This is a genomic window from Cetobacterium sp. (assembly GCF_051658645.1).
GTDB lineage: Bacteria > Fusobacteriota > Fusobacteriia > Fusobacteriales > Fusobacteriaceae > Cetobacterium_A.
In genome coordinates, this window is the sequence record NZ_JBOFMZ010000042.1 from 46,541 (window position 1) to 61,086 (window position 14,546).

Genomic DNA, 14,546 nt, shown 5'->3' on the forward strand with positions numbered 1-14,546 from the left:
GTAGAATTTATATTTTCTACTCCTTTTATCAATTATTTTTTTCTATGAACAGTTCTGCCATCAGCTTGATGGTTTGGTGTAACTGTAATTTCTGTTAATTGAATATTTTCAGAAAGTCCAGTAGCATATACAATAACATCAGCTACATCAGTAGGAGTTAAAGGAGTTATTCCTTTATATACACTGTTAACTTTTTCAAGATCACCATCGAATCTAACCTTGCTAAAGTCTGTTTCAACCAGTCCAGGTTTTATATTGGTTACTTTAAGGTTGGTGTTTACCAAATCAATTCTAAGCCCATCTGAGAAAGATTTAACTGCAGCTTTAGTAGCGCAGTAGATAGCGCCACCAGCATAAGAAGAATCTCCAGCAATAGAACCAATATTAACAATATGTCCAGTTTTATGTTTTAACATTAAAGGGACAACAGCGCTAGTAACATAAAGCATACCTTTTACATTTGTATCTACAACAGTATCAATTTCAGTTGGAGAAGCCAAATAAACTTTTTCTAAGCCTAAAGCCAATCCAGCGTTATTAATTAAGATGTCAATTTTTTTGAAAGATTCAGGAAGAGTATTTACTTTTTCTTCTACGTCAAAACTTTTAGTAACGTCCATAACTTGAGTATAAATTTTAATACCGTACTTTCTAACCAGTTCTTCTTTTAATGAATCAAGAAGATCAGAACTTCTAGCTGTCAAAACTAAGTTAGCTCCTTTTTCTGCAAAAGCAAAAGCACAACTTCTTCCAATACCTTTTGTAGCACCTGTAATAAAAACTGTTTTACCATATAACTTGTTCATAGAAACCCCCTTAGCTTATTATATAAGCATTTTTTATTTTCTCAACACTATCATAAATATTTGTGTTTAAATCTATCTTTATTGAAAAATCTGAAGAAATTTTATAGAGTGTTTTTCGTTTTATGTAGAGTTCTTCAATAGTTTTGAACATGTCTTCAGAGTTAGTAAGAAGTGGTCTAGTTTTACTTTTCTTAACTCTTTCGTAAATCGTATTTACATCACAGTCTAAGTAAACAACAAAAGATGTATTTTTAATATTTTTAATATTTACATTATCAACAATTGCTCCACCACCAGTAGATATAACAATATTATTATCACTAGATTCCTCTTCAATAATACTTCGTTCTAAATCTCTAAAATATTTTTCTCCCTGCTCTTCAAAAATTTCTGGGATAGTTTTCTTTTCCCTGATAGATATACAACGGTCTATATCTATAAATTTCATATCTAAGCTTTTAGCGAGAATCCTACCAACAGTAGTTTTCCCACTGCCCATAAAGCCTATAAGAGCAATGTTAGCTTTCATAGAACTTAGAAATGAGTTCCGTTGTCATAATAATTGTTACCTTCAAGGGGATAGAAGATAACAGTTGTGTCATTATTTTTTGTTAATTTTTTACAGAATGTTGTGATAAAATCAGCAACAAGGTCTTTGATTTCTTGGCCTCTATCAAACCAAGCAACATCAATAAAAGTGTAGCCTGGAACAATTGCACCATCAAAGATATATTCAGTTTCAGTATGCTCGATAGTGAACCAAGTTCTGTCGCATTGAATGATGGATGTAAGACCATCTATTAATTCTTTACTATGTTTAATTAAAATTTCTTTTTCAATACCTTTAAATTTTAAATGTGGCATATTATTCCTCCTTTTCTGGTAGAAGAGTAACTTCTACACAATGATTTATATTGAGAACCCTATTGGAAAAATTAACAATAGAATTATAAGTTACAATATCATTATACCTCATAGGAGTGTAAAATTCATAGTCTGATATTAAATTTTTTTTCTCTAAATAATTCTGCCAGAAATTATTAGTTTTTACGGCGGTTTCAAAATTAAGTTCATAGTTTTTTTGAATATCTAAAATTTTATTTTCAGGGAATGTTCCTCTTTGAACATCTAAGACAACAGACTTTGCTTTAGAGATTACTTCATTTACTCTAGTTGTGTCTGTACTAAAAGTTATTTGCAAATAATTTTCACCAAAATTTAATTTTTCAAGATTAGCAGAAGAAGATATAGAATAAACTCCACCAATTTTTTCTCGAACATTTTCAATTAAAAGGATGTTTAATAAATTTGAAAAACTATTGTATAAGGCTCTGTTTTCTATAGTGAAGTTACCTTTATATGGAAAAGTTAAAATAACTACAGATTTTTTATCTATTCCTTGTACAACAGATTTTTTAATATTTCCTTTTGGATAGACAACACCTAGAGGCTTTACTGAGGTAGATACATTTGTTACAGGTAAATTAGCAAAAAAATTATTTAATGCTAACTCTAAAGATTCTTCATCAATTGAACCAGTAACTGTGAGCTTGTAATCTTTAAAATTAGTAAATAAAAAATCAAATGTTTCTTCAAGATTTTCTTTAGAAATATTTGAAAGGTCATCAATATTTAGAGGTACTCTTCTAGGATGTTTACTATTTAGAGTTTCAGAATAAGTTTTTCTGAAAACTGATCTAGGAGAGAAATTTCGATTTTGAATTAATTCTTTATTAGTTTTTAAAGTTGATTCTATTATGTTATTATCAAATTTAGGTTCTAATATAAGACTTCTAAAATATTTCAAAGATTCCTCTAAATTTTCTTTATTAGTATTAATTGTAAATCCTTGAGAGTAGTCTTTAATATAAGGTGATACAGAAAAATTTTTACCTTTAAAATATAATTCTAAAGAGTTATAATCAACGTTTCCTACACCAGAATTAGATAAAATTCCAGGTAGAAAAATACTGTTAATATATTTAGGATAATCTAAACTAGAACTACCTTGTAATTTAGTAAGTTTAAAATTAATATTATCTTTATCAAAATCAGTTTTTTTATACAATACATCAATACCATTTGATAAAGAAATCTCAGTGTATTCTTTATTTTTATTTTTTATTTTACTTGTTCCAGGTGAAAGTTTAATTTCAGAAAGAACAATATTTGATTCGTTTAATTTGATAGTAGATAATTTTTGAACAAGCAGGTCATCTATTAATTTCTGAATTTCTAATTCAGTAGGTAAAATTGCCTTCATATTATCTCTAGATGTAATTAAAACATTATAATTTAAAGAAAGTAAATTTTCAGTAGCACTTTTTAAAGTTTCAGAAGTTATTTTAGGCAAAAATTGTTTTGTTAGTTCAAATTCTTTTTCGGGGTTTAAAAATATATTATCATTTGTAATATAATCGACTATAGAATCTATATAAATATCGTTTTTTATGCTATCTTTATTATTTAATACTGTTTTTAAATTGTTTAATAAATTGTTTTTTTCTCTTTCTAACTCTGTATTTGGAACTCCATTGATAGAGATTTCTTTTAAGTTATTGATAACATCTTTGATAACATTTTCTAAATTGGTATCTTTGATAAGAGAAGAGTTTGCAAAAATACTAGTTTGTTTATTCAAAGAGAAGTTATACATAGAAGAATAAACAAATGGTGAATTTTTCTCTTTTGATAAAATAGATAATCGAGTATTTAAAATAGAATTTAGTAATATTTTTTCTAAAGCTTTTTCAAAAGATAATTCGCTATTTATTGGAGTAATAGCTTCTTTCCACATAATATTAAAATTAGTACTAGTTAGTTCAGGGTCTGTAAAACTAGTGACTGAATTTTTATCAACTAAAGGTATAGGGAACTCTTCTTTTGAAATTTTATTTTTATTAGGAATAGCTGAAAAGTTTTTTAAAATTAACTTTTTAATCTCTTCTTCATTAAAATCACCTACAGCAACTAATGCCATATTTTCGGGTTGATACCATTTTGTATAATAATCCTTTAACTTTTCAGCAGTAGCATTATTAATAGTTTCAGGAAATCCAATTGGAAATCGATTTGAGTAGTGTGAATTGCTATATAGAATCTTTTTTTGCAAATCTCCAATTCTTTTAGTTATTCCTTGTCGAAGTCTCCATTCTTCAATAATTATTTTTTTTTCATTTTCAATATCTTTTGAATCTAAAGTTATTTCAGAAGCCCACTCTTTAAGAACTTCAAAACCTATTTCTAAATCAGGTTTTGTTGTGGGGACTTGCAATTTGTAAACAGTTTCAGAAAAACTAGTATAAGCATTTAAATCTCCACCAAAACTTAAACCTAAAGACTGCAAGTACTTTACAAGTTCATTTTTTTCGTATTTAGTAGTACCGTTAAAAGCCATGTGTTCTAGAAAGTGAGCCAATCCTTGTTGCTCTTCTGTTTCTAAAAGTGAACCAGCTTTAACAATCAAATTTAAAGAAGCTCGATTTTCTGGTTTTTTATTTTTTAAAATATAGTACTCTAATCCATTTTCAAGCTTTCCTGAAATCAAATTTGATGCAGGCTTTAAAGTTGTATTTTGATTGGAAAAGATAAGACTGTACAAGGTTAAAAATACTAAAAAAATAATGGTTGTTCTTTTCTTCATAAAAATCCTCCTTGTTAGATATAATATATGTTTAGATAGTAACATTTTAAGAGTTTTATTAATAGGATTATTTACTAGATTTTTTTAGATAAAATTGTTAGAATATATAAAGCAAATATACTGGTGGAGGACAACGTGAGAGTAAAAGACAAAAAGAAATTTTTCAGATTTTTAATATTATTAGTAATTTTTATTTTTACAATTTCTTGTGGAGTTAAAAGGTTTGTTTTAGACGATAAACCAAAAACTATAGAAATGGTAAGTGATGAAATAAAAGTGGATGTGCTATCTTTTAATAAAGATAGTGCATCTTTAGAATTAAAAAAGGAAGATTTAATTAAAAAAGAAGAAGCCACACCTTTAAAGTTAGAACAAAAAAAAGAAATTTTAGAAAAAAATGAAATGAAATATGTGAAAAATCAAAATTTAAATGTTTTTATGGATGACGCACAGAAAAATAGGCAAGATGTTTTAAGAAAAGGAACAAAAATAAGAATTTTAGAAGAGAAAGAGATAGAAGAAGCGGGAAAAGAAAAAACTTTATTAAAAATAGCTTATAGAAAAGATCTAAAAGAAAAAGAAGGATGGATAAATAAAGTAGAATTTGCACAAAACTTAAATGAAACATTACCGTCTAATTGGAAGAATATAGATTTTGAAACAGATTATCCAATAAATAATTTTGAAAATAATCCAAGAGTAGATGTAAAAGGAATTTACTTGAATATTTATACAATTGGAAGTAGTAAAAAAATGGAAAGGTTAATAAATTTAGCAAAAAAAACTGAAATAAATGCATTTGTAATAGATGTGAAAGATGACAATGGAACTTTATCATTTGAAATGGAAGCTTCAAAGAAATTTAGAATTCCTGTAACAAAAAATTATCCAATAAAAAATATAGAGAGTTTCATGAAAACAATGAAAGAAAACAATATATATACAATAGCAAGAATTGTATCGTTTAAAGATCCAACTTATGCTAAAGCTAATCCAGATAAAGTTATTATATCTAGAGATACTGGAAAACCATATACAAACAGTGACGGAATTATATGGGTATCAGCTCATGATAGAAATTTGTGGGAATATAATTTATCTGTAGCAGAAGAAGCTATAAAAGCTGGATTTAATGAAATTCAATTTGATTATGTTAGATTCCCAGCTTCAAATGGAGGAAAATTAGATGCTAAACTTAATTATAGAAATACTAAAAATGAATCAAAACCAGAAACTATTCAAAAATACTTAAAAAATGCAAGAGAAAGAATAAACTCTTTAGGAGGATATATAAGTGCCGATGTTTATGGCCAAATAGGAACATTTAATGATGATATGGGATTAGGTCAACATTGGGAAACTGTAAGTCAGGTTGTTGACTACATCTCGCCTATGATGTATCCAAGTCATTACGGAAAGGGAGCATATGGAATACCAGTACCAGATGCGGAACCATATAAAACAATATATTATTCTGTAAAGGACTCTATAAATAGAAACGAGAATATAGAATCACCAGCAGTTGTAAGACCTTGGATACAAGCTTTTACAGCTAAATGGGTAAAAGGTCATATACAATATAATGAAAAAGAAATAAGAGAACAAATAAAAGCAATGAATGATTTAAAAGTAAATCAATATTTATTATGGAGTCCAAGTAATAATTACAAGATTACAGCGAATTAAAAATAAATGTTTAAAAAAAGTATAGTGTATGATATAATGGCATTTGACTAAATTAAAGGAGAAAGACTTGGAAGGAATAATAGTTGTAGACAAACCTATAGGTATAACTTCGTTTGATGTTATAAGGGTTTTGAGAAGAAATTTAAAAGAGAGAAGAATAGGTCATACAGGAACTTTGGATCCTTTAGCTACAGGAATTTTGGTTATTTGTGTTGGTAGAGCAACAAAATTAGCACAAGATATTGAAGGGTATGAAAAAGAGTATGTTGCAGATTTGGAACTTGGTTTCAAAACAGATACTTATGATACAGAAGGAAAGGTTTTAGACAGAACAGAGAATTTCAATATATCTAAAGAAACTTTTAAAAATGCATTAGAAACATTTAAAGGGAATATTAAGCAAGTCCCACCAATGTATTCAGCTATAAAAGTTGATGGAAAAAAACTTTATGAGTTAGCTAGAGAAGGTGTAGTGATAGAGAGAAAAGCTAGAGATGTTAGTATAACAAACTTAGATTTACTTTCGTTTGATGGTATAAAAGCCAAAATTAATTGCACAGTTTCAAAGGGAACTTATATAAGAAGTTTAATCTATGATTTAGGAGAAAATTTAGGAACTTTTGCTACAATGACAGGACTGAGAAGAACTAGAGTTGGAAAAGAGAACCTAGACAGATCATTTACTTTAGAAAGTATAGAGAAAATGGTTGAAAAAAATGATTATTCATTTTTAGTTTCTGTAGAGGATTATTTTAAATTTCCAAGAACAGATATTGAAGATGAAATGGATATAAAACTTTTTGTGAATGGCCAAAGATGTAAAAAAAGAATAAATGAAGGAAAATACTCTGTTTATTCTAACAATAAGTTTATAGGCTTAGGTGAAGTAACAAATGGTTTATTAAAAGGTTATAAGTATTATTAATTTATAGAGAGGAAGAGATATGAAAATAAAAAATATTGCAATAATAGCCCATGTTGACCATGGAAAAACAACTTTAGTAGATTGCCTTTTAAGACAATCTGGAGTTTTTGGAGCTCATGAACTTGAGAAAGTTTCAGAAAGAGTAATGGATTCGAATGATATTGAAAAAGAGAGAGGAATTACAATTTTCTCAAAAAATGCATCAGTAAATTATGGAGATTATAAAATCAACATAGTTGATACTCCAGGCCATGCTGACTTCGGAGGAGAAGTACAGAGAATCATGAAAATGGTTGACTGTGTTGTTTTACTAGTAGACGCATTTGAGGGTCCTATGCCTCAAACAAAATATGTTTTAAAGAAAGCTTTAGAGCAAGGACATAGACCAATAGTTGTAGTTAACAAAGTAGATAGACCAAATGCAAGACCAGAAGAAGTTCTATACATGGTATATGACTTATTTATTGAGTTAAATGCAAATGATTTACAATTAGAATTCCCAGTTGTATATGCTTCAGGAAAAGCAGGATTTGCTAAGAAAGAATTAAACGATGTTAGTGATAACATGAAGCCTTTATTTGATACAGTAATAGAGCACGTTGAAGATCCAGAAGGAGACAACGAAAAACCAACTCAATTCTTAATAACTAATATTGAATATGATAACTATGTTGGAAAGCTTGCAGTAGGAAGACTTTATAATGGTATGTTAAAAAGAAATCAAGAAGTTATGTTAATAAAAAGAGATGGAAAGCAAGTTAAAGGTAAAATTTCTGTTATGTACGGATACGAAGGATTAAAAAGAGTAGAAATTCAACAAGCATACTCTGGAGATATCTTCTGTGTAGCTGGATTAGATAATATTGATATTGGAGAAACAATTGCAGATATTAATGAACCAGTAGCATTACCAGTAATTGATATAGATGAGCCAACTCTTGCGATGACATTCATGGTAAATGACTCTCCATTCGCAGGAAAAGAAGGAAAGTTCGTAACATCTAGAAATATTTGGGATAGACTTCAAAAAGAACTTCAAACTAACGTAAGTATGAGAGTAGAAGCAACAGAAGCTGCTGATGCATTTGAAGTTAAAGGAAGAGGAGAACTTCAACTTTCTATACTTTTAGAAAATATGAGAAGAGAAGGATTTGAAATTCAAGTTTCAAAGCCAAGAGTTTTACTTAAAGATATTGATGGAGTAAAATGTGAACCAATTGAATTAGCAATGGTTGACGTTGATGAAGCTTTCGTTGGTGTTGTAATTGAGAAAATGGGAATCAGAAAGGGAGAAATGGTAACAATGAACCCTGGTAATGATGGATATACAAGATTAGAGTTTAAAGTACCTGCAAGAGGATTAATTGGGTTCAGAAATGAATTCTTAACAGATACAAAAGGAACAGGAATATTAAATCACTCATTCTTCGATTACGAAGCATATAGAGGACCAATACCTACAAGACCTAAAGGAGTTTTAATATCTTTAGAGCAAGGATCAACTATAGCTTATGCTTTAAGTGGATTACAAGATAGAGGAGTACTGTTCACTGAACCTGGTGTAGCTGTTTATGAGGGAATGATCGTTGGAGAACATAATAGAGAAAATGACTTAGTTGTAAACGTATGTAAAGCTAAGAAATTAACAAATATGAGAGCTTCAGGAAGTGACGATGCAGTAAGAATAGCTGTTCCAAGAAAGTATACTCTTGAGCAAGCATTAGACTACATTGCTGACGATGAGTTAGTAGAAATCACACCAATCAATATCAGAATAAGAAAGAAATTCTTAAAAGATAGTGACAGAAGAAAAAACTCTAAATAATAACTCATAAGAGGTAAATCTATGAAAAAATTATTGATTTTATTTACACTTCTACTTTCATTAATTGGTTGTAGTAGTTTTGATAAAAAAATATATACAGAAGATGAAATAATAGCAGCAGTTATTGTTGATAATGTGTATATTTTAAATAGAGCAATAAAAAATGGATTTAATATAGAAAAAGAGTTGAAAAGTAGAGATACTCTTTTAAGCTTAGCCTTAAAAGAGGATTCTCTTCAAGTAATTTCTAGTTTATTAGTAAATGGAGCTAATTTAACAAAGGATTTACCTGCAAAAAAAAATGTAGGGATTGATACAGTAATTTCTTCAAGATCTCCAATATTTTTTGTAAATAGTATTGATGCTTTGGAGATGTTTTTTAATAGCAAAGCGAATTTAAATACTTTTACAAGTGATGGTGAGTTGTTATTAAACTTTTATATAAAGACAAAACCTGAAAAATTAGTTATGAATTTGATAGATAAGGATATTCAATTAAAAATTCTTGATTCTAGTGGATGGTATCCAATATTTTGGGCTGTTAACATAGAAAGTGAAAAAATATTAATTGAATTATTAAAAAAAGATAATAGTCAATATATCTTAAAAGATAAAAAAGGCAATTATCCTATTTATTATGCTAATTCAAGTGAAGTTATAGAAGTTTTATTAAATGGAGAATATAATCCAAAAGAAAAAAATATATATGGAGAAAATATATTGGGTGAAGTTTATTTGAAAGTAAAAAAATTAGGTTATGATAATCTAATTCCTATACTATTAAAAAAAGGAGTAAATCCAGATTATATTTCTTATAGATAAAAATAATATTAATTAAAGTAAGGATAGAATTTTTAATTCTATCCTTCTTAATTATTCAGATAACTTGAAAAAATGTTAAAAATAGGTTATAATTACAAAAGCATTTTTTTGCAGGAGGAAATAAACAAAATGATAGAAAAACTTTTAAGTCCTCTAAAGAAACTTTCTTTTTCAAGAAAGTTAATTTTAGGATTTTTTGCAGCGATAGTTTTGGGTTCCATATTGCTATATATGCCATTTTCTTTACAAGAAGGTCATAAAATAAGTTTTTTAACCGCGATATTTACAATAACTTCAGCTATATGTGTAACAGGATTATCAGTTATAGATATAAGTCAAGTTTTATCATTTAAAGGTCAAATTATATTACTTTTATTTATTCAACTTGGTGGTTTAGGAGTAATGACCTTTTCATCTTTATTTTTTCTTTTAATTGGAAAAAAAATGAGTTATAAAGATAGAGAACTTATAAAAGAAGAAAGAAATGCAGAGAGTAGTGGAGAAGTCGTTGGTTTTATAAAGAAAATAGTATTGATAGTACTATTAATAGAAGGAGTAGGAGCATTCTTTTTAACGTTAGAGTTCATGAAAACTTTTAATCTTTCGAAAGCGATATATTTTGGTATATTTCATTCGATTTCAGCATTTTGTAATGCAGGGTTTGCTTTGTTTTCAAATAATCTAGAAAACTATTCTGGAAGTTTATTAATGAATATGACTATAGCATACTTAATAATATTGGGTGGAATAGGATTTTCAGTAATTAGTTCAGTTATAATTGCAGTAAGAAAAGATGTAAAAAGATTTACTTTGACATCAAAAGTAGCTATTTTGGTTTCAATGTTTTTAACTTTTGCAGGAATGATTCTCTTCTTTTTATTAGAATATAAAAATCCAACAACTATTGGAAATTTGAGTTGGATAGATAAAATTTTAGCTTCATTTTTCCAAAGTGTAACAACAAGAACAGCAGGATTTAATACAGTTCCTATGGGATCATTAAACCCAGCAACTGTATTCATGTTTTGCATTCTTATGTTTATAGGTGCTTCACCTGGTTCTACAGGCGGCGGAATAAAAACTACAACTATTGGAGTTATAGTTCTATACGTAATAGGGGTTATTCAAGGTAAAGAAAATATAAACGTTTTTAATAGAAGAATTAGTTGGGATATACTAAATAGAGCTCTTGCAATTTTGGTTATATCCATAATATATGTTTCAATAGTAATAATGGTAATTATGACAATAGAAACTGGAATGAGTTTTGAAAAAATAGTATTTGAAGTAGTTTCAGCTTTTGGAACAGCTGGATTGTCAATGGGAATAACAGCAGATTTAAGTGTAATATCAAAAATACTAATAATAATAACTATGTTTATTGGACGATTAGGACCAATGACCTTTGCATTAGCTTTAGGAGAAAAGAAAATTAAACAAAGTTTAAGATATCCAAAAGAAAATATTCTGGTTGGTTAATAATGGAGGAAAAATGAAACAATATGTAGTGATAGGAATGGGAAGATTTGGTGCAAGTGTTGCAGAGACACTGTATAAATCAAATGAAGAGGTTCTGGCAATAGATGAGTCGGAAGACACTATTCAAGAAGCAATTAATAGTGGAATAGTTGAAAATGCCGTTGTTGCAGATGCTACGGATGACAAAGAGTTGAAAAATATAGGTCTTGAAGGTTTTGATGTTGCATTTGTTTGTATAGGTGCAATTGAACCAAGTATAATGGTAACTTTAAATTTAAAGGAACTTGGAGTAAAAAAAATTATAGTAAAGGCAATTTCAAGAAGACATGGGAGAGTTCTAGAAAAAATAGGAGCAAATCAAGTTGTTTATCCAGAGGAATACATGGGAAAAAGAACAGCGTTAGCTGCTATGGATCCAAATATGATAGAGCACTTTAGATTTTCAAAAGACTTCTTATTAGCTGAAATAAAATCACCAGAAATTTTTTGGAATAAAAATTTAATAGAATTAGATATAAGAAAAAGATATAATGTAAATATAGTTGGAATAAAAAAAGGAAATAGAAATTTCATTCCAAATTTATCTCCAAATACAGTTATAGAACAAGGAGATATACTTCTTGTAATAACAGATGCAAAAACAGCAACAGAATTAAAGAATTTAAAGTAAGAGAGGAGTAAAAATGCAAAATTATGATGTTATAGTTATAGGAGCGGGTCATGCAGGGTGTGAAGCTGCTCTTGCTGCTGCTAGAATGGGTGCAAAAACTGCAATACTGACAATATTGCTAGATACAATTGGATACATGTCTTGTAATCCTTCATTAGGAGGACCAGCAAAATCACATTTAGTTAAAGAAGTTGATGCTTTAGGTGGAGAAATGGGAAGAAACATAGATAAAACTTTTATTCAAATAAGAGTTTTAAATACGAAAAAAGGTCCAGCTGTTAGATCATTAAGAGCTCAAGCAGACAAAGTAAATTACAGCAAAGAGATGAAAAAAACTCTTGAAAATACAGATAATTTAGATGTTATTCAAGGGATGGTAACAGAACTTATTGTAGAAGATAATAAAATTACAGGAATAAAAACCAAAGAGGGTGTAGAATACAAAGCAAAAGCTGTAGTAGTAGCAACTGGAACATTTATGAGAGGTCTTATACACATAGGTGAAAATCAATTCCAAGGTGGAAGAATGGGTGAGTTGTCATCAGAAGAGCTTCCATTATCTTTAGAAAATTTAGGAATAAAATTAGGAAGATTTAAAACTGGAACACCTCCAAGAATAGATGCTAGAACGATTGATTATTCTAAAGTAGATATTCAACCAGGTGACGAAGGAGTATTAAAATTCTCTAGCAGAACAACTGCAGAAGAAGTATTAACTAGAAAACAAATACCTTGTCATATGGTGTTTACAAATAAAGAAGTTCACGATACAATAATATCTAACAAAGATAGATCTCCATTATTCAATGGAACTATCCAAGGAACGGGCCCAAGATATTGTCCATCAATAGAGGACAAAGTGTTTAGATATCCCGATAAAGACAGACATCATCTATTCTTAGAAAAAGAAGGCTACGATACAAATGAAGTTTATGTAAGTGGATTTTCTTCGTCATTACCAACAGATGTTCAATACAAAATGTTAAAAAATATAGAAGGATTAGAAAATGCTAAAATAATGAGATATGCTTATGCTATAGAATACGATTATATAATTCCAGAAGAAATTAAATATAGTTTAGAAACTAAAAAAGTAGAAAATTTATTTTTAGCAGGACAAATAAATGGAACATCAGGATATGAAGAAGCTGGAGCTCAAGGGCTTTTAGCAGGTATAAATGCAACAAGAAAAGTATTTGGAAAAGAACCTGTTATATTAGATAGAGCAGATTCATACATAGGAACATTGATAGACGATTTAGTATCAAAAGGTACAAATGAACCTTATAGAATGTTTACAGCTAGAAGTGAATATAGATTAGTTTTAAGAGAAGACAATGCAGATTTAAGACTAAGTGGATTGGGTCATGAAATCGGTTTAATTTCAGAGGTCGAACATAAAAGAGTTCAGAAAAAAGAAAGTGATGTAGCAGAAATAATTGAAAGATTAGAAAAGCAACATGTTGGAAGCAGTAATCAGAGAGTTAATGAGATATTAATGAAAGCTAATGAACCAGAGATTAAATCGGGTATAACTTTAATTGAGTTGCTAAGAAGACCTGAAGTAAGCTACTCTGATATTAAATATGTGTCTGAAATAATTGAAAAATTTGATTTAGGTAGATATGATGCAGATACAGAATATCAAGTTGAAGTTCAAGTTAAATATTCTGGGTATATTCAAAGGTCTTTAAAGATGATAGAAAAGCATAAAAGTTTAGAAACTAAAAAACTTCCAGAAGATATGGATTATGACATTTTAGAAAACATGCCAAAAGAAGCAAAAGATAAATTAAAACAAGTAAGACCATATAACATAGGTCAAGCTTCAAGAATTTCTGGAGTTTCTCCAGCAGATATTCAAGTTTTATTAATGTATCTAAAAATGAAGGGAAAGATATAGATGAAAGAGTATTTAATTGAAGGAATAAAGAAAATAGGATTGAGCTATACAGATGACAAAGTAAATAATTGTGCGACACGTTTTGTAATGAAAAGTTACGACATGTTAAAAGTAGCTTAGTGAAGTGAATTAACATAGAACTATATTTTCGAGAAGTAGAATGAAGGAGTAACGCCCTGAAATGCTTCCTCTGATACTCCGATATGCTGTCTGATTCTAACTAAATTAGACGGTGTAAAGCTCGGTAAAGTCGGTTGAGAGTTATCCCTAACAGGTAGGCTGAGGAAATGCGAACCAGAGGTGGTCGAGATAATGATAGATCGGGAGTCAATCTATATGGTAAGAATGCACGCATGTGCTGACAAAGTTTTGAATGTACGGCTCTAAAATACTATAGAATAGAAATGTTGTAACCGCAAAAATGTGGTGTAAGTGGTGATTAGTAAGAATAGTTATTATGAAACTCGCTATACTGTTAAAGGCAGTATGTAGCTTACAGGGCTAAAGAAACTACCTAAGTAGAATTTATGATAGAAAATATGGAACGTGGAAAACAAGACACAACAAAGACCTAGTTAGAGGGTTGGTGAATATAAGTTGAAGTATGACGAAATTTCTTCAGTCTTGTGAGAGTAGGGGCACAGTACGGATGAAATCATGATAATAAGTGGTGGACGGATAGCCCCAAGTCAATAATTTTAAGATTGTTTTAATTTGAAATTATGATGGAGCGCCGTGTGCGGTGAAAGTCGCATGCACGGTGTGGAGCAGGGGAAAAGGTGGAGAT

The 14,546-nt window shown here is 29.1% G+C and carries 11 protein-coding genes; 7 read left to right on the forward strand and 4 right to left on the reverse strand.

Features of this window, described 5'->3' with window-relative positions; all coding sequences use genetic code 11:
- Positions 1-32: 32 nt before the first annotated feature.
- From ACRCZX_RS04185 to ACRCZX_RS04200, 4 genes are read right to left on the reverse strand one after another with little or no spacing between them, the layout of a single operon-like run.
- On the reverse strand, positions 33-806 hold the full coding sequence (locus tag ACRCZX_RS04185; RefSeq protein WP_438581690.1) for an SDR family NAD(P)-dependent oxidoreductase: 774 nt from the start codon (positions 804-806) through the stop codon (positions 33-35).
- A 10-nt stretch (positions 807-816) separates the two neighbouring features.
- Positions 817-1,335 (reverse strand): shikimate kinase, encoded by a 519-nt coding sequence (locus ACRCZX_RS04190; RefSeq protein ID WP_438581691.1) that lies wholly within the window; start codon positions 1,333-1,335, stop codon positions 817-819.
- A 5-nt stretch (positions 1,336-1,340) separates the two neighbouring features.
- Positions 1,341-1,670, reverse strand: coding sequence for a DUF1904 domain-containing protein (locus ACRCZX_RS04195; RefSeq protein WP_438581692.1), 330 nt, complete (start codon positions 1,668-1,670; stop codon positions 1,341-1,343).
- A gap of 1 nt (position 1,671) precedes the next feature.
- The gene (locus ACRCZX_RS04200) at positions 1,672-4,449 is read right to left on the reverse strand and encodes a M16 family metallopeptidase (protein ID WP_438581693.1); all 2,778 of its coding nucleotides are present in this window, start codon (positions 4,447-4,449) and stop codon (positions 1,672-1,674) included.
- A gap of 135 nt (positions 4,450-4,584) precedes the next feature.
- On the opposite strand from ACRCZX_RS04200, the gene ACRCZX_RS04205 reads away from it, so the two are divergent.
- The 7 genes from ACRCZX_RS04205 to mnmG all read left to right on the forward strand — a co-directional run bounded on the left by ACRCZX_RS04205 (position 4,585) and on the right by mnmG (position 13,759).
- On the forward strand, positions 4,585-6,135 hold the full coding sequence (locus ACRCZX_RS04205) for a putative glycoside hydrolase (protein WP_438581694.1): 1,551 nt from the start codon (positions 4,585-4,587) through the stop codon (positions 6,133-6,135).
- 67 nt (positions 6,136-6,202) lie between these two features.
- Entirely contained in the window at positions 6,203-7,060 is an 858-nt protein-coding gene (truB, locus tag ACRCZX_RS04210) for a tRNA pseudouridine(55) synthase TruB (RefSeq protein ID WP_438581695.1), read from the forward strand.
- A 19-nt stretch (positions 7,061-7,079) separates the two neighbouring features.
- Positions 7,080-8,885: a translational GTPase TypA gene (gene typA, locus ACRCZX_RS04215; protein WP_438581696.1), complete on the forward strand. Its 1,806-nt coding sequence runs from the start codon at positions 7,080-7,082 to the stop codon at positions 8,883-8,885.
- 21 nt (positions 8,886-8,906) lie between these two features.
- Positions 8,907-9,707 (forward strand): hypothetical protein, encoded by an 801-nt coding sequence (locus tag ACRCZX_RS04220; RefSeq protein ID WP_438581697.1) that lies wholly within the window; start codon positions 8,907-8,909, stop codon positions 9,705-9,707.
- 129 nt (positions 9,708-9,836) lie between these two features.
- Positions 9,837-11,186 (forward strand): TrkH family potassium uptake protein, encoded by a 1,350-nt coding sequence (locus ACRCZX_RS04225; protein ID WP_438581698.1) that lies wholly within the window; start codon positions 9,837-9,839, stop codon positions 11,184-11,186.
- A gap of 13 nt (positions 11,187-11,199) precedes the next feature.
- Positions 11,200-11,856, forward strand: coding sequence for a potassium channel family protein (locus ACRCZX_RS04230; RefSeq protein WP_438581699.1), 657 nt, complete (start codon positions 11,200-11,202; stop codon positions 11,854-11,856).
- Between the two features lie 13 nt (positions 11,857-11,869).
- Entirely contained in the window at positions 11,870-13,759 is a 1,890-nt protein-coding gene (gene mnmG, locus ACRCZX_RS04235; RefSeq protein WP_438581700.1) for a tRNA uridine-5-carboxymethylaminomethyl(34) synthesis enzyme MnmG, read from the forward strand.
- Positions 13,760-14,546: the final 787 nt, after the last annotated feature.

What these genes read in the sequence shown, in the direction of transcription:
- ACRCZX_RS04185 (WP_438581690.1), bottom strand. Translation starts at nt 806, where the DNA reads ATGAACAAGTTATATGGTAAAACAGTTTTTATTACAGGTGCTACAAAA.
- ACRCZX_RS04190 (WP_438581691.1), bottom strand. Translation starts at nt 1,335, where the DNA reads ATGAAAGCTAACATTGCTCTTATAGGCTTTATGGGCAGTGGGAAAACT.
- ACRCZX_RS04195 (WP_438581692.1), bottom strand. Translation starts at nt 1,670, where the DNA reads ATGCCACATTTAAAATTTAAAGGTATTGAAAAAGAAATTTTAATTAAA.
- ACRCZX_RS04200 (WP_438581693.1), bottom strand. Translation starts at nt 4,449, where the DNA reads ATGAAGAAAAGAACAACCATTATTTTTTTAGTATTTTTAACCTTGTAC.
- typA (WP_438581696.1), top strand. Translation starts at nt 7,080, where the DNA reads ATGAAAATAAAAAATATTGCAATAATAGCCCATGTTGACCATGGAAAA.
- ACRCZX_RS04220 (WP_438581697.1), top strand. Translation starts at nt 8,907, where the DNA reads ATGAAAAAATTATTGATTTTATTTACACTTCTACTTTCATTAATTGGT.
- ACRCZX_RS04225 (WP_438581698.1), top strand. Translation starts at nt 9,837, where the DNA reads ATGATAGAAAAACTTTTAAGTCCTCTAAAGAAACTTTCTTTTTCAAGA.
- ACRCZX_RS04230 (WP_438581699.1), top strand. Translation starts at nt 11,200, where the DNA reads ATGAAACAATATGTAGTGATAGGAATGGGAAGATTTGGTGCAAGTGTT.
- mnmG (WP_438581700.1), top strand. Translation starts at nt 11,870, where the DNA reads ATGCAAAATTATGATGTTATAGTTATAGGAGCGGGTCATGCAGGGTGT.